Here is a 20,375-nt window from a genome sequence, read left to right on the forward strand (position 1 = left end):
CACCGGGTTGGAAACCAACTGCTCCCCCGCCTTCAACGGCGCAACCGGCACCGTCTTGATCGGCGTCGCCGCGCTACCAATCAGCAGTGGCTTCACCGCCTCGGCATGCAGCTCCAACCTGGGCATCACCAGCTTGGTCGCCAACAACTCCAGCAGATCCCGCGCCCGCCCAGACTTGATGTGCCCCAGCACCTGCGTACCCAGGCGTACCGCCACACCCATTCCCGCAGTCGCCCAGATCAGCAGCAGGTTGATCAACACCTCGCCGGTGATTTCCCCCATCAGTTCGTTCATTTCTTGCGGCGGCAGCATTCGCATCCAACTGACCATCGCCGACACATAAATGAACAACAACGGCTCATCGCTGAGTATCAGCAGGCCGTTGGCAATCGCGTCGTTGCCGAGCTTCAGCAGTTCATCAAGTTCGGTTTGGGAGATGTATTGCAGCAATTTCTCGCTGTTGGGCTGGATGTCCGCCAGCAAGTCAAACAGTTGCGTGATGTTGTCCCACAGCCCGTAAAGCGCTTTGCCCATGCCACTGAGAAACGCCGCTTCCAGCACCCGGCGCCGATCCAGCGGAGTAGCGTTCGTGTAGTCTTTCCACTGCGCTTGGAACGTGCCGTTCCACTCGCTGCGCAGGCGCGCCTCCAACGCCCCGATCACCGACTGATAAGACGCGTACAGCGCCTTGACGTGATCTGTGGAAACGTTGGGATAGAAGCTGATTCGGTACGGCTGGTTGCGGTCGCAGTCGGTGATTTCGAGAATGCCGCTGGGGCCGATGGTCTTGTGGATTGGCTCGCCCAGCGGCCCGCCGTTGGGATCGACACGTTGCAGCACCACCGGCGTGTTGCCGATCGGCACAAACCGCGTGCTCTGGAACATGTGCACCAGGGTCAACGTGCCGTTGGCCTGGCAGGTAGCAACAGTGCTGCTGGGAAAAATGGCGCGGTGGATGGGCGCGACCAGCGCCACCTCGTCGCCGACCTTGAACACCTGCTCGACATCCAGCGCCGAAAAGCTCCAGAAGCTCGCAGCCCAGTCGTCAAAGGTGTTCAGGCACTCTCTAAAGTCGCGCAAGACGGTTTCAACATCGACCGTCTTGGCATCCATTGGGGTCAGGGCCAGCCTGCCAATGGCCGTGTTCAAGCGACAGCCCCAAAACCCTGGGCTTTAACAAAGAAAACCATCTGCAATCCCTCGCACTGTGTGATCAGGCGAAGGACTTTGCAGAGGTTTTAAGGAGAGATCTGTAGAGCTTGTCCGGCTGTTACGTGGGAAGTTTCAGTAGTCCTTGTCGGTGATCCATTGACATGATTCAACGCGTTCTCAGCGCTGCGCAAACGCCAGGTTCAACCCCAGCCCGGCAAAGGCCGTGGCAAAACTGCGTCGCAGCCAGTTCTGCACACGTGGCGACTCGACCACTGCACGACGAAACACATTCGCCAACAGGCCATACAGTACAAACACTGCAAGCGTCATCGCCATGAACACGCCGCTCAGTACCAGCATCTGCAAGGCCGGCGCGGTGCCGCCTGGCGTTACGAATTGAGGCAGGAAGGCCAGGAAGAAAATTGTCAGCTTGGGGTTAAGAATGTTCAGCAAGAAGCCACGCAGGATCAGGCTGCGCGCGGTCGCAACTGTCGGCGTGTCGTTCATTGCAAAGGCCGAGCGGTCACGCCAGGTGGCATAGGCCAGGTACAGCAGGTAGGCCGCGCCGGCGAATTTCAATGCTTCGAAGGCCAAGGCGCTGGTGTGGAGCAGGGCGGACAGGCCCAGTATCGACGCCAACAAGTGCGGGATGATCCCGGCGGTGCAGCCCAGCGCGGCAAATATGCTGGCGCGTTTGCCGGAGGTCAGGCCGGTAGAGACGGTAAAAATCACCCCAGTGCCGGGGATCAGTAAGACGATCAGGCAGGTGACGAGGACATTCAGACTGAGCATGGCATCCAACTCCGTGTGCGAATGGCTGATGACGGATGCTGTCACGTTCGGTGATAACTGGCGAGTGCACCAGGTTGGCGAACCCCGGTTAGACTTACCTGTCGATATCCGCATTGCCCGGCCCGTCGTTATTCAAGGAAGCCCCATGTATTCAAGCCGTCTGATCCTGTGCCTCACTACGTTGCTGGTGCTGGCCGGCTGCTCCACCCCACGTGGCCCGCAGCAGCCTGAGCGCAGCGAAGCCGAGGTAAAGGCGCAGATCGTGCGCCTGTTGCCAGCCTCGGTACCGGACCGCAGTGGCTGGGCCCAGGACATTTACACCGCTTTCGACACCCAGAAAATCTACCCCAGCACCGAGCATATCTGCGCTGTGCTGGCGGTGACCGAGCAAGAGTCCACCTACCAGGTCGACCCACCCGTACCGAACATGGGCAAGATCGCCCAGGACGAAATTCTGCGCCGTGCCGGCAAGGTCCATGTCCCGGCGTTTGTGGTGCGTGCCGCGCTGCAATTGCGCTCGCCCAGCGGCAAGACTTACGCCGATCGTCTCACTGGCGCACGTACAGAGAAGGACCTCAGCGGCATCTTTGATGATTTCATCAGCAGTGTGCCCTTGGGCAATACCTTGTTTGACGGTTTCAACCCGGTGCATACCGCCGGCCCCATGCAGGTCAGCATCGACTTTGCGCAATAACACGCCCGTGATTATCCCTACACCGTGGATGGCACGATTCGACGCGAAGTCTTCACCCGTCGTGGTGGGATGTATTTTGGTATCACCCATCTGCTCGGTTACCCGGTGAACTACGACCAGCCGTTGTACCGCTTCGCCGATTTCAACGCGGGCTGGTATGCCAGCCGTAACGCTGCGTTTCAGGCTGCCGTCAGCCGTGCCAGCGGCACCGAGCTGGCGTTGGACGGGGATTTGATTCGTTATGGGTCGCTGCTGCCGGGTACCACAGAGCTGGCGGTGCGCTCACTGGGTTCGAAGTTGGACATGCGCAACCCCAGCATCCGCAGCCAACTGGAGCAGGGCGAGCAATTGGACTTTGAGCAGACCACCCTCTACCAGCGTGTGTTTGCTCTAGCGGATAAGGCGGCAGGCAAGCCGATGCCACGGGCGATCCTGCCGGGCATCGTGCTCAAGAGCCCGAAGATCACCCGCAACCTGACCACGGCGTGGTTTGCCAAGCGGGTGGATGAGCGCTATCAGCGCTGTATGAAGCGCTGATCATGGGCGGCGTTTAACGAACCGGCGCCACAGCCAGACCCACAACCACACCACCGGGAACGCCAGGATCAAAAACGGCAGCACATAACTGGCGCGTTCCAGGGCGTCCGCCGTGCCGTTTACCAGGTTGTCACCCAGGTTGCTGAACATTCGGCTGAAGCGTGACTGTTGATGCGCACCGTCGGAAGAGCGGAAGTTCAGGGTCACACGGTTGGTATCAAGGCGACGTTGCTGGCCCGCGGCGACCTGTGCCAGTTCCTGCAGTTCGTTTTCGACAGCGGCCTGTTCCTTGCTCAGGGCGATCAGGTCGCTGACGCTGATGTCCTTGCGCTTGGCCAGTTCGTCGAGGCGTTGCTGTTGGGCTTGCAGGCGATCCTGGCGACGGCGCACATCGGCCACCGCGTCGGCCAGGTCTTCGGCACTGGTGATGCGCTGGCCGAGTTTCCCGCCTTCAGCGGCCAGTGTGACCATCGGCTCCACGCCGCTAGGCGCGATGCGCAGGATGAGCGTGCCGCCATGGTCATCCTCGGTGATGCCCAGAATATTGCAGGCGCCGAAACGTGCCGACTCACACGCCTCACGGGTAGCGTGCATACGTGGTGCAAGCAGGGCGCCAGGCAGCGCCAGCGTCAGCTCATGCTCATAGGCCAACTGCGCACCGGCCCGGCCTTGTTCGCCGTTGATCACGGAGGCGCGGGAGTGATCCTTGGGCGAGCAACCCGCCAGGGCCAGGCCGGCCAGCAAGATCAGAAGCAGCGGTTTTGTTGTGCCTTCCAGATGGCGCATGGCAGTTCCTTTGGCGGTGCAGGGGAAATGGATCGCGATTAAAGCGGGTCTGGCGTATTTACGCAAAGCATCGCGCAGAATTTGCGTGGCTGATGGTGATGGCAGCCTCGCAGAGCCAGGCGTACACCTCAAACCTTATGCCAAGGAAGAACGCGCCATGATCGCTCACACTGTGCCCGAAGGGTTCGTCTCGCTGCCGCGCAGCAGCCTGTTGCTCGACTTGTTAGGCCCGGCGTATTGCCGCGGTGAAGGTTGGCAGCTGGAAATCGGCCTGCGCGCCGACAACCGCCATGCCAATGGGCGCGGCACGGTGCACGGTGGGGTGTTAGCGACTCTGGCGGATATCGGCATGGGGTATGCGATGGCGTTTTCCAGCGAGCCAGCGTTGCCGTTAATGACCGCGAGCATGACCCTGGACTACCTGGGCGCGGTGCAGGTGGGTGAGTGGATGGTGGTGCGGTTGGAGCATCATCAACGGGGTCGGCAGATGGCGTTCGCCACGGCGAGTTTGCAGGTGGGGGAGAAGGTCGTCGCGCGGGCGAGCGCGGTGTTTGCGGTGCCTCGTACCGACTGACAGTGAAGTCATCTGGGTGTTTTTTCAGGCCTGCCGCGCAAAGAAAAGGCCCGGTTTTCGTGGAACCGGGCCTTTTCCATGTTGCTCTTGAATCAGCTGCGTTCGAGGGCGAGGGCTACGCCTTGACCACCACCGATGCACAGCGTCGCGAGGCCTTTCTTGGCATCGCGCTTGATCATTTCATGCAGCAGGGTCACCAGCACGCGGCAGCCTGAGGCACCGATCGGGTGGCCGATGGCGATAGCGCCACCGTTGACGTTGACCTTGTCCGCATCCCACTCCAGCTCTTTGCCCACCGCCAGGGATTGCGCGGCGAAGGCTTCGTTAGCTTCGATCAGGTCCAGCTCGCCCAGGCTCCAGCCGGCTTTCTCCAGGCAGCGGCGGGTGGCCGAGACCGGGCCGATGCCCATGATGGCGGGGTCAACACCGGCGTTGGCGTAGCTGGCAATACGCGCCAGAACGGGCAGGCCGAGTGCCTTGGCTTTATCCGCGCTCATCAGCAGTACCGCCGCCGCGCCGTCATTGAGGCTGGAGGCGTTGCCGGCGGTGACGCTGCCGTCTTTTTTGAACGCGGGCTTGAGCTTGGCCAGGGATTCGGCAGTGGTGCCGGCGCGCGGTTGTTCATCGACCGCGAAAGCCACCGGGTCGCCTTTGCGCTGAGGAATCAGGATCGGGGTGATTTCATCGACAAACCGACCGGCCTCAATCGCTGCAGTGGCTTTCTGCTGGGAGGCTGCGGCGAAGGCGTCCTGGGCTTCGCGGCTGATGCCGTATTTGTCCACCAGGTTCTCGGCGGTGATGCCCATGTGGTAGTCGTTGAATGCATCCCACAGGCCGTCGGTGATCATGCTGTCGATCATCTTGGCGTGGCCCATGCGCAAGCCGGTGCGCGCAGCGGGCAGAACGTACGGCGCCAGGCTCATGTTTTCCATGCCGCCGGCGATGATCACCTCAGCGTCGCCGCAACGAATCGCCTGGGCGCCCAGGTGCAGCGCTTTGAGGCCAGAACCGCACACCTTGTTCAGGGTCAAGGCCGGCACAGCATGCGGCAGGCCGGCGAGAATCGACGCCTGGCGCGCAGGGTTCTGGCCGCTGCCGGCGGTGAGCACCTGGCCGAGGATGACTTCATCCACCTGAGCCGGGTCCAGGCCGGTCTGCTCCAGCAGGCGACGGATCACGGCCGCGCCCAGTTCCGGCGCCGGGATACTGGCCAGCGAACCTTGAAAGCTGCCCACGGCGGTGCGGGTGGCAGCAACAATCACGACGTCTTGCATGGAATCTGTCCTCACTGGAAGTGCATTTCTGGAACGTGGTCCGGGACGATCAGTTTACCGGCGGTCTTGCTCACAATCTCTTCAACGCTGACGCCAGGTGCGCGTTCCTTGAGGACAAAAGCGCCATTTTCGATTTCCAGGTAAGCAAGATCGGTCAGCACACGCTTGATGCACTTGGCGCCCGTCAGCGGCAGGCTGCATTGGCTGAGCAACTTGGACTCACCGTCCTTGGAGGCGTGGGTCATGATGACGATGATGTTTTCCGCGCCGGCCACCAGGTCCATGGCGCCGCCCATGCCTTTGACCAGTTTGCCGGGGATCATCCATGAGGCGATATTGCCGTGTACGTCGACTTCAAACGCGCCGAGCACGGTGAGGTCGACGTGGCCGCCGCGAATCATCGCGAAGGACTCGGCGGAGGAGAAAATCGACGCGCCAATGCGCGCCGTCACCGTTTGTTTGCCGGCGTTGATCATGTCGGCATCGATGGTTTCTTCAGTCGGAAACGGACCCATGCCCAGCAGGCCGTTTTCCGATTGCAGCATCACTTCCATGCCTTCGGGGATGTAGTTGGCCACGAGGGTCGGAATGCCGATGCCGAGGTTGACGTAGAAACCATCCTGCATTTCGCGGGCGACGCGTTGAGCCATTTGTTCGCGGGTAAGAGCCATTTCTTGTCTCCTTATTATTTGGGCTGGAGGATTATTTGCGGACGGTGCGCTGTTCGATGCGCTTCTCGAAGGTGCCGCAGATGATCCGGTCGACGTAGATGCCAGGGGTGTGGATCTGCGCCGGGTCCAGCTCGCCCGGTTCGACGATTTCTTCAACTTCGACCACGGTGATCTTGCCGGCGGTGGCGGCCAGCGGGTTGAAGTTCTGGGCGGTGTGACGGTAGATGACGTTGCCGAAGTGGTCGGCTTTCCAGCCTTTGACAATCGCGAAGTCGCCGGTGATGGACTCTTCCATCAGGTACGGGCGACCGTTGAATTCGCGGGTTTCCTTGCCTTCGGCCACCGGGGTGCCGACGCCGGTAGCGGTGAAGAACGCCGGGATGCCGGCACCGCCTGCGCGCATTTTTTCTGCGAGGGTGCCTTGTGGGGTGAGCACTACTTCGATTTCGCCGCTGAGCAGTTGCTTCTCGAACAGCGCATTTTCACCGACGTAGGACGCGATCACTTTGCGGATCTGCTTTTCTTCCAGCAGCACGCCCAGGCCGAAACCGTCGACGCCGCAATTATTGGAAACCACGGTCAGGTTGCGGGTGCCTTTGCGTTTGATCTCGGCGATGAGGTTTTCCGGAATGCCGCACAAGCCAAAACCACCGGAAAGCACCGTCATGCCGTCTTCCAGGCCTGCCAGTGCTTCTTCATAGGACGCCACGCGTTTATCGAAACCTGCCATATGCACCTCTTTTATTGTTTGTGGGCCAGCCAATGAGCCGAGTGTTGCGCCGACGCATTGATTTGTTAAGTTGTTTTTTAAGGTTGATTGATTTAGAAAACAGCATAGTCGACGTGTGGCCCGGAGCAGCTTTATGACCGTTAAACAGATGCGAGCCTTTCTCGCCGTGGCCCAGAGCCTGAGTTTCGCCGCTGCCTGCGAGCGCCTGCACCTTTCCCAATCGGCCTTGAGCCTGACGATCAAGGGGCTGGAGGAGGGCTTGGGTGGCCGCCTGTTCAGCCGCAATACCCGCAACGTCGCGCTGACGCCTGAAGGTGAATCGTTGTTACCCCTGGCGCGGCGCCTGATTGCGGAGTGGGACAACGCCGAGGATGAACTGCGCCAGCGCTTCACCCTGCAGCGTGGCCGCGTCACCGTGGCCGCGATGCCCTCGTTTGCGGGCAACCTGCTGCCGCCGATTCTGAAGATATTCCGCGCACGTTACCCTCAGGTGAATGTGACGGTGCATGACCTGATCAACGAGCAGGTACTGGAGATGGTCCGCGACCGTCAGGTGGAACTGGGCGTGGCGTTCGAACCGTCCGAAGGTTCGTCATTGGCATTCACGCCGTTGTACCTGGACCGGTTCATCGCCGTGGTGCCGGGCGATTCGCCCTTGGCACAGTGTGCCGAAATCGACTGGAAAACCTTATTGGAGCAACCGTTCATTACTCTGCAACGGCCCTCCACGGTGCGGGTGATGTTGGAGGAACACTTGGGTGCCTTGCAGATGAAGTTGCCGGTGGCGCTGGAGAGTCATCAACTGGCCACGGTGGGCAAGATGGTTGCTAACGGCCTGGGCGTCAGTGCCGTACCGGCATTGTGCGCACGCCAGATGGAGGAGGCGGGTGCCCATTGCATTACGTTGGGCGATCCGGTGATCGAGCGGCCCATTGGTGTTCTGACCAAACCCGGGCATGAGTTGTCGGCGGCGGCGCAGGTGTTGTTTGATATTTTTCGCGATGAAGCGGCGAAGGGCAGGTTTCCTGCACGGCTATAAAGTTAAGCAACGTCAGGTATTAAAAAGCCCGCTCGAATAAACGAGCGGGCTTAAAATTAAGTGGCACTGTTATCAGCAGTATCTATCAATCACTTTAACCTGCGATTGGCCTTTGAGGTGCTGCCATTCGGTATTAAGTGTGTGAAAAACTTGCTCGATAAAGTTGCGATCGGCAGCCGCTTTCTTGCCAACATAACCCTGGCCGCGGCGGTACATCTTCAGGCGCGCCGCCAGTTCATGGTGGTTACGGTCGAACTCGGCTTCTTCGGTATGGGGCGCCAGGCAGTCAATGTTGACTTCACCCGATTTACCAATCCACAGGATATGGTCGTCGAGTTTGTCTTTCTGCGCTGCGAACATCTCAGCCAATTCATCGATAGTAGGTTGGTTGTTCAGATTCATGTGTAAGCCCCTTGACCAGTTGGCGATCTATCAGTTGATTCGTTAATACTGCTTAGTTGTCTCCGGTTCCGAAAACCGGGCGTCAGTGACGGTCTGCCGAATACGGGCAGGGTCTTGAACCTGATGCATGTAGTCTTGCTGATGAACTGCTACGCAATGGTTTCATAACGAAGACAAGTAGCGTTTGAGCCCCTTGTACCGATTCTTTCGAGCCGGTCAACTTCATCAATCTGCCTTGTGGGCAGTGCACATCCGGAAAAAACAGCTCGGCGGTCAGACGAGCTTGTTCAAAACGCTTGTTACCAACGCTCCCGATCCGGGAGACGTCTCGATAATGCAAGGACAAAAAGGTTACGTCAACGGTTATGTAGTGATTTTTTTAGAGCACTACATAAATCGCAGCAGGGACGGGAGAATGCGCGAAAACGTGACTCGGGCGTCATTTTTTGTGCGGTGGGTCGAAGGGCACGATCGTCGAACCAACACCCGAACCCACATTTTTTGATCTGCAGTGTCCTACTGCCCCAATCGCTCGACCAGCAAGGGCAGCAACCGCTCGCATGAGGCCTCGATCTTTACCTGTAACAGCTCATCCCCACGGGTCTTGCCCAGGTTGATGGCAATCACTGGCTTGCCGTGTTCCACCATTGCTTTGCACAGGCGGAACGCCGAGTAGGCCATCAGCGATGAGCCCACTACCAGCAAACCCTCGGCGTGCATCACCGCAGCCATTGCCTTGGCCGCCGTTGCCTGGGCGACATTCTCGCCAAAAAACACCACATCCGGTTTCAACCGTTGGCCGTTGCAGTAAGGGCAGTGAGGGACCTGGAAGCGCTCTTCAAAGGCTGGATCGAGCAGCGTATCGCCATCGGGCGCCTGCACGGCATCAACGCCGGCCAGATACGGGTTCTGATCTTCCATGACCCGCTGGATCACATCGCGCTCGCTGCGCTGTTGGCAATCCAGGCACAGCACCCAATGCAGGCTGCCATGCAGTTCGATCACCTCATCGCTGCCGGCCTGGTCATGCAAGGCATCGACGTTTTGCGTGATCAGCCCGCTGATGCGCTCGCGTTGTTGCAATGTCGCCAGCGCCCGATGCGCCTTGTTCGGTTGGGCGATGCATACCCGTGGCCAACCCAGCATCGCTCGCGCCCAGTAGCGGCGCCGCGCTTGAGGAGTGGCCAGGAACTCCTGGTACATCATTGGCGCCTTGCCTCGACGCACGCCCTCGCTGTCGCGATAGTCAGGGATACCCGACGACGTACTGATCCCCGCACCGGTCAACACCAAAAAGCGCCGTTCAGCCATGGCCCGGTGCAGCGCATCGAGGTGGTCCTGTTGATAGTCCAGCGTGTCGAGCATGGGGTCTCCTATTCGCCGCGGATGTATTGCTCCAGTTGCTTGATCAGGTCAGCCTGTTCGGCAATGGCTTCCTTGACCAGGTCACCGATGGAGAGCAGGCCCAGCAGTTTGCCGTCTTCGACCACGGGCAAGTGGCGCAGGTGACTGTCGGTCATGATGTTCATGCACGCCTCGACAGTTTTATGGGTATCGACGGTGATCACCGGTGAACTCATCACCTCATCCACCCTGGTGGTGACCGACGATAAGCCTTTGAGTATAAGTTTGCGCGCGTAATCACGTTCGCTGATGATCCCCACAACCGTGCCTTCTTTGACGACCGGCAAGGCCCCGACGTTTTTCTCGGACATCCGCACCAGTGCCTCAAACACGGTGTGGTCCCATTGGATCGTGTGGACGTCGTGATTCTTCTGGTCCTTGGCTTTGAGCAATTGTGCAACGGTCTTCATGGCGGCCACTCCGGTGTTGTTGTTGGGAAGTCAGCGGGTCACCTACAGAATCCTAGACGGCCCACGACGGAGCAAGGTCCAAAGCGGCGTTAAACCCGTCGAAAAACGTCATTCGCCGGATTTTTTCGACGTTATCCAGCATTTATCGGTTTTTTCGCTCGCTTGGCGGGGGTGGCTGGCGTTTTGCGCGGGGTGCTCTTGCGTTTCTTTTTCCACGGCGTAGCGCCTCGGCCTGCAGGGCTGGCCGGGCCGCTGATGGTCATGCGCATGCCATTGCAGCGCGCCACTTGTTTACTCATCCAGGCGGCCTGTTTGGCGACAAACTCTTCCAGGCTCATTTCACCGCTTTGCACCATGTCCAGTGCCTGTTCCCAGATCGCGGTGGTGCCGGGGTCGGCAATCGCCCGTGGCACCGCGTCGATCAGGCTGAACGCCGCCGCAGTCGCGGAGAGTGCCTTGCCGTTTTTGACCAGGTAACCACGGTCCAGCAGGCCTTGGATGATCCCGGCGCGCGTGGCTTCGGTGCCAATCCCGGTGGTGTCCTTGAGTTTTTGCTTGAGGAGTGGATCTTCCACCAGTTTGGCGACGTTTTTCATCGCTTTGATCAGGTCGCCTTCGGTGAACGGCTTGGGCGGTTGGGTCCACAGGTCCTTGAGGTTGACCTTGGCCACCGCATAATCCTGGCCCTGCACCAGCGTCGGCAACGCTTGCGGTGCGGCGGCCTCTCGGCCCTTGGCGGGCGCCTGCGCTTCGGGCAGCGCGCGCTTCCAGCCCGGCTCGATGACGACCTTGCCGACTGCGCGCAACGCCTGGCCGGCGCAGTCGAAATCCGCCTGGGTACGATCGTATTCATGGTTGGGCAGGAACTGCGCCAGGTAACGCGCACGAATGAGGGTGTAGACCGCGCGATGTTTGCCGGTGAGTTGCCCGACGTCCTTGCCTGCGCCGGTCGGGATGATGCCGTGGTGCGCGCTGACCTTGGCGTCGTTCCAGGCTCGCGAACGGCGTTGCGGGTCGATATGCGGCATCAGCTCGTTCACCGCCGCATCCGCACGGCCCAGCGCTGCGAGAATCTTCGGCGCGTCGCCGTGCTGGCTTAACGGCAAGTAGCCGCAATCACTGCGCGGGTAGGTGATGACCTTGTGCGTTTCGTAAAGGGATTGCGCGATATCCAGGGTTTCCTGGGCGCCGAGGCCGAGCTTCTTCGAGCAGATTTCCTGCAATGTGCCGAGGTCGAAGGGCAGGGGGGCTACCTCGCGCATGCGTTCGGTGCGCAGTTTCACCAGGCGCGCAGTACCGGCAGTGGTGATCGCCTCGGCGGCCTCCCGAGCCCGTTGCGGGTTGAGGCAGCGGCCCTGATCATCACAGGCATCCTCGCTGGCGCGCCATTGCGCGGTGAAGGTCATGCGTTCATGGCGCAGGTCGACATCGATGGCCCAATAAGCCACCGGCACAAAGTCTGCGATGCTGCGGTCGCGGTCCACCACCAGGCGCAACGTCGGGGTTTGCACCCGGCCCACCGGCAACACGCCTTGATAACCGGATTGGCGCCCGAGCAAGGTAAACAAACGGCTCATGTTCATACCGATCAGCCAGTCGGCGCGGGAGCGGCCGAGGGCCGAGTGATACAGGCTGAAAGTCTCGGCGCCCGGCTTGAGCGCGGCCAGGGCCTTGCGAATCGAGGCGTCATCGAGCGCCGACAGCCATAGCCGCTGGATGGGCCCGCGGTAACGGCAATGCTCCACCAGTTCACGGGCGATCATCTCGCCCTCACGGTCGGCGTCGGTGGCGATCACCAGTTCCTGCGCTTCCCCCAGCAAACGCTTGACCGCTTTGAACTGGCTGGCGGTCTTGGGCTTGACCCGCATTTTCCATTTTTCCGGAACGATCGGCAGGTCGGCCAGCACCCAACGCTTGTATTTGGCGTCGTAGGCATCGGGCGGGGCGGTTTCCAGCAGGTGGCCGATGCACCAGGTCACTGTGACGCCATTGCCCAGCCAGCAGCCATCGCCACGGCGACTGGCGCCGAGCACGGCCGCGATATCCTTGGCCTGGGAGGGTTTTTCACAGAGGTACAGCCGCATGGTCATCACGTCACATCGGGTTGATGCCTTGCAGGATGCTGAGTCAGAAGGATTTGAGCAACCATTATCTGTATGGATGTACAGCAATGTGTGTGAGCACCGCGAAACCAAAATGTGGGAGTGGGCTTGCCCGCGATAGCGATGTGTCAGTCATTACAACGGTGACTGAACAATCGCCATCGCGGGCAAGACCGCTCCCACAGGGGATGTTCGGCGTTTTTTAGATCAGTTGTTATTGATGTCCACATTCCGCGTTTCTTTGAGGCAGAACAACCCCACAATCAAACTGACCCCGGTCACGACCACCGGGTACCACAGGCCATAGAAAATATCGCCGGTGTACACCACCAAGGCAAACGATACGGTCGGCAGGAACCCGCCAAACCAGCCGTTACCGATGTGGTAGGGCAGGGACATCGAGGTGTAGCGGATGCGCGTCGGGAACAGCTCTACCATCAACGCCGCCAGCGGGCCGTAGCACATCGCGGCGATCAGGATCAGCGCCACGATCAGCACCACGACCATCACCTTGTTGACCTGGGCCATGTCCGCCGACGTCGGGTAACCGGCCAGGGTCACCGCGCCGCGCAGGGCGGCTTCGTCGAAGCCATCGATGCGCACGTCACCGACGCTTACTTGTACCGGGCTGCCCGCGGGGGCTACAGCGCTGCTGTATGGCAGGCCCTGCTTGACCAGGAAGGTCTTGACCTTGTCGCACGGGCTGTCAAAACGCGCCTTGCCCACCGGGTCGAACTGGAACGTGCAGGTGGCCGGGTCGGCCAGTACGGTAATCGGGGCCTGGTGGCTGGCCTGGTCCATCGCCGGGTTGGTGTAGTGCGCCAACCCCTTGAAGATCGGGAAATACAGCACGGTGGCCAGCAGCAAGCCGAGCATGAGTACTGGCTTACGGCCGACCTTGTCCGACAGCCAGCCAAACAGGATAAAGAACGGCGCGCCGATCACCACACTGATGATCAACAGCATGTTGGCCAGCGCCGGGTCCATCTTCAGGAATTGCGTGAGGAAGAACAGCACGTAGAACTGCGCCGCGTAGAAGGTCACCGCTTGCCCGCCGTTGATGCTGAACAGCGCGATCAGCACCACCTTGAGGTTTTCCCACTTGCCGAAGGACTCGCGGATCGGCGACTTGCTGGCCTTGCCTTCCTCTTTCATTTTCAGGAACGCGGGTGACTCATGCAGGCTCATGCGAATCCAGGTGGAAATGCCCAGCAGCACGATGGAGAACAGGAACGGAATACGCCAGCCCCACACCTCGAACTGGTCGCCGGTGAAGTAACGGCAGGCCAGCACCACCAGCAGCGACAGCAGCAGGCCGAGGGTCGCGGTGGATTGAATCCAGCTGGTGTGCAGGCCGCGTTTACCGGCGGGCGCATGTTCAGCCACATAGGTGGCGGCGCCGCCGTACTCGCCGCCCAATGCCAGGCCTTGCAGCATGCGCAGCACGATCAGAATGACCGGCGCCGCAATGCCGATGCTGGCGTAGGTGGGCAACAGCCCGACACAGAAGGTCGCCACGCCCATCAAAATAATGGTCACGAGGAAGGTGTATTTACGCCCGATCATGTCGCCCAGGCGCCCAAACACCAACGCGCCGAACGGCCGGACTACAAAGCCGGCGGCAAAGGCCATCAGGGCAAAGATAAACGCTGTGGTGTCGTTGACCCCGGCAAAGAACTGCTTGCTGATCACCGCCGCCAGGGCGCCGTACAGGAAAAAGTCATACCACTCGAACACCGTCCCCAGGGACGAGGCGAAAATGACTTTTCTTGATTCGCTGCCGGTGCTCGCGCGGACCGCGGAGCCCAGGGGTTGAGCGTGTTCTGACATCGGGTATCCCTCACAGTGATTATTTATTGTTGTTCCACTGTCGGCGCCGGGTGCGGCGCCGCTATTCAGATTGCATGAACCGTGTCTTTCTGCGGGGCGAGGCTCCTTGTGTTCGGCGAAAGGATCAATTGCGCGGCTTTCTCCGCGATCATCAGTGTCGGTGAGCAGGTGTTGCCGGAGGTGATGCGGGGCATGACCGAGGCATCGGCGATGCGCAGGCCGGGCACGCCGTGCACGCGCAGTTGGGCGTCGACCACGGCGTCGGTGTCGCTGCCCATGCGGCAGGTGCCCACCGGGTGGAAGATGGTCGTGCCGATCCGTGCGGCGGCTTCGTGCAGTTGTGCTTCGGTTTGCAGCGCGTCGCCGGGCAGGTATTCCACCGGTTTGTACGCGCTCAACGCCGGTGCGGCGACAATGCGCCGCGTCAGGCGGATCGCGTCGGCGGCAACCCGCAGGTCTTCCGGATGGCTGAGGTAGTTGGGCCGGATCAATGGCGCATCCGCCGGGTTTGCCGAGCGGATATCGATACGGCCACGGCTCTGCGGGCGCAGGTCGCAAACTGATGCGGTGAATGCCGGGAATGCATGCAACGGCTCGCCGAAGCGCTCCAGGGACAGCGGTTGTACATGGTATTGAAGGTTGGCCGAGGTCTGTTCCGGGCCGGAGCGAGCAAAAGCACCGAGCTGGCTGGGCGCCATCGACAGTGGACCGCTGCGGTCATACAGGTAGCGCAGGCCCATGCCCATCTTGCCCAACAGGGTGCCTGCGATCTGATTCAGGGTTCGTGCGTTTTCCAGCGTGTAGATCAGCCGCAACTGCAGGTGATCCTGCAGGTTGCCGCCCACGCCAGGCAGTTCATGCAGCACATGGATGCCCAGCGGCTTGAGCACATTCGAGGGGCCGATCCCCGAGCGCTGCAGGATGCCCGGTGAGCCGACCGAGCCGGCGCACAGCACGATTTCCTTGCGCGCTCTCCAGCTCACCGGCTGGCCGTGCTGACGTCCGACCACCGCGGATGCGCGGCCGTTTTCCAGGACCACACGGTCCACGTCCACTTCGGTCAGCACCGTCAGATTCGGCCGCTGGCGGATCGGCTTGAGAAACGCCTTGGCCGCATTCCAGCGTACCCCGGCTTTCTGGTTGACCTGGAAGTAGCCGCAGCCTTCGTTATCGCCCTGGTTGAAGTCGCTGATCGGCGCGATGCCACTTTGCGCCGCCGCATCGCGAAAGGCATCCAGGATCGGCCAATGCAGGCGCTGCTGCTCGACGCGCCACTCACCGCCGTCGCTGTGAAATTCCGAGCCACCGGCAAAATGGTTTTCGCTCCGCTTGAACAGCGGCAGTACGTCCTTCCAGGCCCAGCCGGCGTTGCCTTGCGCAGCCCAACCGTCGTAATCCCGGGCCTGGCCGCGCATATAAATCATACCGTTGATGGAGGAGCAGCCGCCCAGCACCTTGCCGCGTGGGTAACTCAGTGCACGGCCTTGCAGGCCTTCCTGGGCTTCGGTCTTGAAGCACCAGTCGGTGCGTGGGTTACCGATACAAAACAGGTAGCCGACGGGGATATGGATCCAGGGGTAATTGTCGCGGCCACCGGCTTCAAGCAGCAGCACGCGGTGGGCGGGGTTGGCGGACAGTCGGTTGGCCAGCAGGCAACCGGCGGGGCCGGCGCCGACGACCACGTAATCGTATTCAGCAGCTGCAATGGGCATCTGAGGTCTCGCTTGTTTTTCTTATTGGCTCCATCCTAGTTGTTAGTTTTCGTCTTAAAAATGTTAGTTTTTACCCAGCTGCTGTGCGTTTTTAAACAGTGCGGCTCAGGCTCTCGCAACGGAGACGACATGTTCGACTGGAATGACTTACGGTTTTTTCTTGAGTTGCAACGCAGTGGCCGCTTGCTCACCGCCGCGCAGCGTCTGAAAACCACCCATGCCACCGTGGCCCGTCACATCGAGGCGATCGAGAAAAGCCTCGGTACCGCACTGTTTGTACAGCACGCGCAGGGCTACGAGTTGACGCCCTCCGGCGAAGCCCTGCTCAAACACGCCGAAGCCATGGAAAACGTCGCGCTGCTGGCCGAAGACGAACTCACCCATCGCGCCGCGCCCCTGGGCAAGATTCGTCTGGGGGTGGCCGAAGGTTTAGGCGTGATGTTCCTCGCCAGCCGCATGGGCGGGCTGTTTGAGCGTTATCCGGGGCTGGAAGTGGAACTGGTGGCCGTGCCGCGCTTCGTCAGCATCCTCAACCGCGAAGCGGAAATCAGCATCCACCTCGAACGGCCCAGCGTCGATCAGTTGGTCACGCGCAAACTCACTGACTACCGCCTCGCGCTTTACGCCAGCCGTGCCTACCTGGATCGTCACCCGCCGATCGAGAAACGCGAAGACCTCGCCGCCCACGCATGGATCGATTACGTAGACGACCTGCTGTTCAGCCAGGAACTCAAACTCCTCAGCAGCTTTTGCCGCAACCCCAAGGTGGTGTTCCACAGCACCAGCGTGATTGCCCAGCATCAGGCTGCGCGTTCGGGATTGGGAATTGCCGTGTTGCCATGCTTCATGGCTGCCGGCGACCCGGACCTGGTGCCGTTGCTGCCGGGGGAGGGGATTGAGCGAAGCTACTGGATCAGTTCGCGTCGGGAGTTGCACAAGTCCGTGCGGCTGCGCGTGTTGTGGGATTACGTGGTGGAGTTGTGCGCACACGAGCAAGGTTTGCTGCTCGGCGAATCCAGTTGAAGAAGCCGGATGAACCTGTGGGCGCAGCTTGCTCGCGAAAGCGGCGTGTCAGTCAGTAAATGTATTAACTGCGCCACCGCGTTCGCGAGCAAGCCCGCTCCCTCAAGGTTGATTGGGTGTCAGCCAGGGCTCAGAGTTTTACCACCTGATGCACCTGTTCGGCACAGGCCCGCGCGTCTTCTATCATCTTGCCAAACGCATCACTGGTGATTTGAGCATGGGTCAGCCAACGCGTTTTCTGGCTCAGGCGATAGTGGTAGCGCAACCCGTCATCCGTGCGTTGCCCTTCCAGGTCCAGGTCATACCACGGCGAGCGTACCTGGCAGCCGGGGATCGCTTTTTCCATCTTGCCGCCCGTCAGCACGAAGCTGTAGTCGTGGGTCTCCGGGTTGCCCATGTAGAGGTCCGCCTGTTGGCCGTTGCGGCGGTAATTGATAAAACCATCCCAAAGACCTTTGAGTGACTCATCGGTGTAGACGTAGTTGTTTGCCAGCTTTTCCAGGGCGCGATGGTCGTTCAAGGTTGCGCTGACGGTGTAGCCGTCGTGCACCACAAACGCGGTGGGTGAGCGGGTGATGTGGCAGTCGCTGATCTCGCTGCCGAAACGCGCGCAGAGGTCCTGGTCGGTGGCGGTGGCGCCCTGTTGGCGGTCGGACACGCTCATTTGCATCAGCGGCAGGCGGCTGAAGACGATAGTGGCTTGAGTCGCACCGTTGCCTTGCTGGTCGTAGTGCACCTGCTTGTTCAGACGCATGCTGGTTTCGGGACGCTCCAGCGGGATATGTTCTTCGCGCACCTGGCCTTGGGCGTCGTTGACCAACACCCAGCGGTCCTGGATATCGGGCAGCGTCTGGCCTGGGGCAAACACCGGGTTGGTCGGGTCGAGCCACCAGACCTGGCCATCCACTTCCGCACGCACGATGGCGTGGTTCGGCGCGTTGGTGCCGGGAATCAGCAAGGAATCCACCACTTCGCCACGGCTGACCCACGCCGTCTCGGCCTTGATGCCACTGGCCTTGAGCATGGCGGTCAGCAGGATTGCCAGGTCTTTGCAGTCGCCATAACCATGCTGCTCGATTTCAGCCAGATTGAACGGCACATAGCCGCGCTCCGTAGCGCGCCAGTCGCCCAGGTAGCGGTAGTGATCATTGATGTGCTGCATCAGCGCGGCGACTTGTTCAGCCGGTGGCAAACCGCGTGCGGCGGCCACGGCTGCGGCACTTTGCGCGGGTAGTTGGGCCCCGAGGATCTGGTTATAGCGTTGCGCGAAATCACCGAAGTACGCTTGGCGATCCATGGCGCTGCCCACTTCCAGGCGCGGGGTACGCATCAGTGCGGCGCCGGGTGACTCATTGATGTAGTTGAGATAGATCGGGGTTTTTTGGACCACGTCCAGGGTCTTGCCATCGGCCGACGGGGTCACGCTGAAATCGTCGAACAGTTCGCTGCGCCACTGGATCGGTCGCTCAGCGGTAAAGCGTGCCTTGACGTGGTCGCGACGGACCGCGCTCGGGCCGAACGTGAGGGCGTAGTGAAACTGGGTCATCAGCGGCTTGGCAGCGCGATGTTCGCGTACGGTGTAACGAACCTGGGTGCCGACGCGCAGGTTCGGGAAGGCCAGGGAGGTCTGTTTGTCGCGGCGAAAGCCCTGGTCCGGGTTGGGCGCGGTGCGGGTGTCGATTTGCGCGGCATCCAGCGCGATCGGCCTGGCGCCAGGCTGGGTGGATTGAGCGCTGATCACTTCAAAGGTGTTGCCTTCGGAGTAATCGAAGTCGATGCGCGAGAGCATTTCGCGGCCGTTAGGCGCAAGGATGGTGTAGTGATAGGTGGTGGTGCAGTCGGTACTGGCATCGCGGTTGAAATGGCAATGCAACTCGGTGTCGCCGGCCAGCGGGGCTTCGGCCATGGGTTGCAGGGCGGCGCTAACGGAATGGGTGACCAGCCCCAGACTGAGCGCAATCAAAGGGCGTTGAAACGAAAAACGGTACATGGGCGCCTCGGGTGACACATTGAAACAACTACCCGGTGGGTAGCAATAAGGCGCAGATGATAATGGGTCTCAACAAAAAAATCTAGGATTGTTCGACAATGACGTTGGCTGAAAGGCCCGGAATAGAGCCTTTTGTGTAAGAAATGTCAGGGTTTCAGCAGCTCAAACTCGGCGGTTCCAAGCTTCTCGCCATTGATCAGCACGTGTACCGAGTGTTTGCCTGGGTAGTGCTTGCGCGTGGTCAGCTCGCGGATAGGTTGCTCGCGGCGAATGCTGTGATGCTCACCCGCTTCCAAGGAAAAGGCCTTGAGCTTGAACACCTTGGCCGCGCTATGCCCCGCGCTTTTTACGTAGTCGATGGCGTAGTCCACCACCAGTTTTTGTGCGGTGGCGGCAGTGGACTCCAGGCTGAAAGAGAAGCTGATGCGCTCGCCCAACGTGATCACTGCCGGTGTGACCGTCAGGTGATGAATCTTCACCTCGGCGCGGGCCCCGGCGCCGATGACCGTCAGCGCACGGGTGTTGCCTTGCTTGATCAGGCTGCGCAGCGCGTGGCGGGCGATCCACGCGGTGTGCGGGTTATCCAGGTGCCAGCCTTCGATCAGGCTGAGCACCCAGTCGGGGTCATCCTTGGTGATGTCATTGAGGTGGTTGGCCACGGATTTGCGCACATACAGGCTGCTGTCAGCCTTGAGGTTATCGAGGATCGACGCGCACAACTCGGGGTTGGCCTGCACCTCGGTGAGGCGAAAGGACCAGGGCAGGCGCGGGCGTGAGCCTTCACTGGCGAGGCGCCGTACATGTTCGTTGTCGTCCAGCGACCATGCCTGCAGTACGGCCAGCGTGCGCTTGAAGTCGTGCAGCAAAAAGTGGCGAATGGCGAACTCGGCCGAGCCAAACGTAGTGAAATATTTGAGCGCGGCCATGGAGCGCGTGAAGTCGTCTTGGCCGTAACTGGCCACATAGTGCGGCAGGAACAGGCTGACAAACCCACTGTTCAGACGCGGGGCGAGGGCGTAAAGCAGCTTGAGGGTTTGCGCATAATCCAAGGGGATGACGGCGTGGAGGCTTTCGCTGACCCGCGCCATGCGCTGCATCACCGACAACTCGGCAAGCCCCGCCTTGGCATGCTTGAGAAACCCCTTGGCGTCGAACGCCGGGTACACCGCCGACATTTCGCGGGCGATGTGCTGCAGGCGTTCGACGTTGAAGATTTCCTTGAGGGCTGGGGCGCTTTGCTCGGTCATCGGGGG

Annotated in this window: 16 protein-coding genes and 2 pseudogenes; 4 read left to right on the forward strand and 14 right to left on the reverse strand. The window is 60.6% G+C overall.

The window, feature by feature from the left end:
* A pseudogene (locus A7D21_RS23295) lies at positions 1-1,113 on the reverse strand (type IV secretion protein Rhs); the annotation flags it as partial.
* Positions 1,114-1,329: 216 nt separating this feature from the next.
* Entirely contained in the window at positions 1,330-1,944 is a 615-nt protein-coding gene (locus A7D21_RS23300; RefSeq protein WP_053255443.1) for a LysE family translocator, read from the reverse strand.
* Positions 1,945-2,089: 145 nt separating this feature from the next.
* On the opposite strand from A7D21_RS23300, the pseudogene A7D21_RS23305 reads away from it, so the two are divergent.
* Positions 2,090-3,175, forward strand: a pseudogene (locus A7D21_RS23305) (DUF1615 domain-containing protein).
* Here A7D21_RS23305 and A7D21_RS23310 read toward each other — a convergent pair.
* Complete coding sequence (locus A7D21_RS23310) at positions 3,176-3,961, reverse strand: DUF4349 domain-containing protein (protein WP_053255445.1); 786 nt, start codon at positions 3,959-3,961, stop codon at positions 3,176-3,178. It abuts the pseudogene before it with no gap.
* Between the two features lie 157 nt (positions 3,962-4,118).
* Here A7D21_RS23310 and A7D21_RS23315 point away from each other — a divergent pair, with 157 nt between their 5' ends.
* Positions 4,119-4,535, forward strand: coding sequence for a PaaI family thioesterase (locus A7D21_RS23315; protein ID WP_069552815.1), 417 nt, complete (start codon positions 4,119-4,121; stop codon positions 4,533-4,535).
* Positions 4,536-4,627: 92 nt separating this feature from the next.
* On the opposite strand, the gene A7D21_RS23320 is transcribed toward A7D21_RS23315, so the two are convergent.
* Genes A7D21_RS23320 through A7D21_RS23330 form a run of 3 tightly spaced genes read right to left on the reverse strand, consistent with a single transcriptional unit; the run spans position 4,628 to position 7,210 of the window.
* Positions 4,628-5,809, reverse strand: a complete 1,182-nt coding sequence (locus tag A7D21_RS23320; RefSeq protein WP_053255446.1) for an acetyl-CoA C-acetyltransferase — start codon at positions 5,807-5,809, stop codon at positions 4,628-4,630.
* Between the two features lie 11 nt (positions 5,810-5,820).
* Positions 5,821-6,480 carry a CoA transferase subunit B gene (locus A7D21_RS23325; protein ID WP_053255447.1) on the reverse strand — a complete coding sequence of 220 codons (660 nt, stop codon included), beginning with the start codon at positions 6,478-6,480 and terminating at the stop codon, positions 5,821-5,823.
* A 31-nt stretch (positions 6,481-6,511) separates the two neighbouring features.
* Entirely contained in the window at positions 6,512-7,210 is a 699-nt protein-coding gene (locus A7D21_RS23330) for a CoA transferase subunit A (protein ID WP_053255448.1), read from the reverse strand.
* 133 nt (positions 7,211-7,343) lie between these two features.
* On the opposite strand from A7D21_RS23330, the gene A7D21_RS23335 reads away from it, so the two are divergent.
* Positions 7,344-8,249: a LysR family transcriptional regulator gene (locus A7D21_RS23335; protein ID WP_069552793.1), complete on the forward strand. Its 906-nt coding sequence runs from the start codon at positions 7,344-7,346 to the stop codon at positions 8,247-8,249.
* A gap of 72 nt (positions 8,250-8,321) precedes the next feature.
* On the opposite strand, the gene A7D21_RS23340 is transcribed toward A7D21_RS23335, so the two are convergent.
* The 6 genes from A7D21_RS23340 to A7D21_RS23365 form a co-directional block, all read right to left on the reverse strand.
* Positions 8,322-8,651: a hypothetical protein gene (locus A7D21_RS23340; RefSeq protein WP_053255450.1), complete on the reverse strand. Its 330-nt coding sequence runs from the start codon at positions 8,649-8,651 to the stop codon at positions 8,322-8,324.
* 516 nt (positions 8,652-9,167) lie between these two features.
* A complete protein-coding gene (locus tag A7D21_RS23345; RefSeq protein ID WP_069552794.1) occupies positions 9,168-10,016 on the reverse strand; it encodes an NAD-dependent protein deacetylase in 849 nt (282 codons plus the stop codon).
* An 8-nt stretch (positions 10,017-10,024) separates the two neighbouring features.
* Positions 10,025-10,465 (reverse strand): CBS domain-containing protein, encoded by a 441-nt coding sequence (locus A7D21_RS23350; protein WP_053255452.1) that lies wholly within the window; start codon positions 10,463-10,465, stop codon positions 10,025-10,027.
* A 131-nt stretch (positions 10,466-10,596) separates the two neighbouring features.
* Complete coding sequence (locus tag A7D21_RS23355) at positions 10,597-12,549, reverse strand: DNA topoisomerase III (RefSeq protein WP_069552816.1); 1,953 nt, start codon at positions 12,547-12,549, stop codon at positions 10,597-10,599.
* Between the two features lie 225 nt (positions 12,550-12,774).
* Positions 12,775-14,397: an MFS transporter gene (locus tag A7D21_RS23360; RefSeq protein ID WP_053255453.1), complete on the reverse strand. Its 1,623-nt coding sequence runs from the start codon at positions 14,395-14,397 to the stop codon at positions 12,775-12,777.
* A gap of 65 nt (positions 14,398-14,462) precedes the next feature.
* Entirely contained in the window at positions 14,463-16,109 is a 1,647-nt protein-coding gene (locus A7D21_RS23365) for a GMC family oxidoreductase (protein ID WP_069552795.1), read from the reverse strand.
* A 129-nt stretch (positions 16,110-16,238) separates the two neighbouring features.
* Between A7D21_RS23365 and A7D21_RS23370 the strand changes: the two genes are divergently transcribed.
* On the forward strand, positions 16,239-17,132 hold the full coding sequence (locus A7D21_RS23370) for a LysR family transcriptional regulator (RefSeq protein WP_053255455.1): 894 nt from the start codon (positions 16,239-16,241) through the stop codon (positions 17,130-17,132).
* A gap of 130 nt (positions 17,133-17,262) precedes the next feature.
* Here the strand turns inward: A7D21_RS23370 and A7D21_RS23375 are convergent, their stop codons facing one another.
* Positions 17,263-19,122: a DUF3857 domain-containing transglutaminase family protein gene (locus A7D21_RS23375; RefSeq protein WP_069552796.1), complete on the reverse strand. Its 1,860-nt coding sequence runs from the start codon at positions 19,120-19,122 to the stop codon at positions 17,263-17,265.
* A gap of 146 nt (positions 19,123-19,268) precedes the next feature.
* Positions 19,269-20,369, reverse strand: a complete 1,101-nt coding sequence (locus A7D21_RS23380) for a DNA alkylation repair protein (protein ID WP_069552797.1) — start codon at positions 20,367-20,369, stop codon at positions 19,269-19,271.
* Between the last annotated feature and the right edge of the window lie 6 nt (positions 20,370-20,375).

This window comes from Pseudomonas sp. AP19 (assembly GCF_001728855.1).
Classification (GTDB): Bacteria; Pseudomonadota; Gammaproteobacteria; order Pseudomonadales; family Pseudomonadaceae; genus Aquipseudomonas; species Aquipseudomonas fluorescens.

What these genes read in the sequence shown, in the direction of transcription:
- A7D21_RS23375 (WP_069552796.1), bottom strand. Translation starts at nt 19,122, where the DNA reads ATGTACCGTTTTTCGTTTCAACGCCCTTTGATTGCGCTCAGTCTGGGG.
- A7D21_RS23320 (WP_053255446.1), bottom strand. Translation starts at nt 5,809, where the DNA reads ATGCAAGACGTCGTGATTGTTGCTGCCACCCGCACCGCCGTGGGCAGC.
- A7D21_RS23370 (WP_053255455.1), top strand. Translation starts at nt 16,239, where the DNA reads ATGTTCGACTGGAATGACTTACGGTTTTTTCTTGAGTTGCAACGCAGT.
- A7D21_RS23315 (WP_069552815.1), top strand. Translation starts at nt 4,119, where the DNA reads ATGATCGCTCACACTGTGCCCGAAGGGTTCGTCTCGCTGCCGCGCAGC.
- A7D21_RS23360 (WP_053255453.1), bottom strand. Translation starts at nt 14,397, where the DNA reads ATGTCAGAACACGCTCAACCCCTGGGCTCCGCGGTCCGCGCGAGCACC.
- A7D21_RS23355 (WP_069552816.1), bottom strand. Translation starts at nt 12,549, where the DNA reads ATGCGGCTGTACCTCTGTGAAAAACCCTCCCAGGCCAAGGATATCGCG.
- A7D21_RS23325 (WP_053255447.1), bottom strand. Translation starts at nt 6,480, where the DNA reads ATGGCTCTTACCCGCGAACAAATGGCTCAACGCGTCGCCCGCGAAATG.
- A7D21_RS23335 (WP_069552793.1), top strand. Translation starts at nt 7,344, where the DNA reads ATGACCGTTAAACAGATGCGAGCCTTTCTCGCCGTGGCCCAGAGCCTG.
- A7D21_RS23310 (WP_053255445.1), bottom strand. Translation starts at nt 3,961, where the DNA reads ATGCGCCATCTGGAAGGCACAACAAAACCGCTGCTTCTGATCTTGCTG.
- A7D21_RS23350 (WP_053255452.1), bottom strand. Translation starts at nt 10,465, where the DNA reads ATGAAGACCGTTGCACAATTGCTCAAAGCCAAGGACCAGAAGAATCAC.
- A7D21_RS23300 (WP_053255443.1), bottom strand. Translation starts at nt 1,944, where the DNA reads ATGCTCAGTCTGAATGTCCTCGTCACCTGCCTGATCGTCTTACTGATC.
- A7D21_RS23340 (WP_053255450.1), bottom strand. Translation starts at nt 8,651, where the DNA reads ATGAATCTGAACAACCAACCTACTATCGATGAATTGGCTGAGATGTTC.
- A7D21_RS23365 (WP_069552795.1), bottom strand. Translation starts at nt 16,109, where the DNA reads ATGCCCATTGCAGCTGCTGAATACGATTACGTGGTCGTCGGCGCCGGC.
- A7D21_RS23345 (WP_069552794.1), bottom strand. Translation starts at nt 10,016, where the DNA reads ATGCTCGACACGCTGGACTATCAACAGGACCACCTCGATGCGCTGCAC.
- A7D21_RS23380 (WP_069552797.1), bottom strand. Translation starts at nt 20,369, where the DNA reads ATGACCGAGCAAAGCGCCCCAGCCCTCAAGGAAATCTTCAACGTCGAA.
- A7D21_RS23330 (WP_053255448.1), bottom strand. Translation starts at nt 7,210, where the DNA reads ATGGCAGGTTTCGATAAACGCGTGGCGTCCTATGAAGAAGCACTGGCA.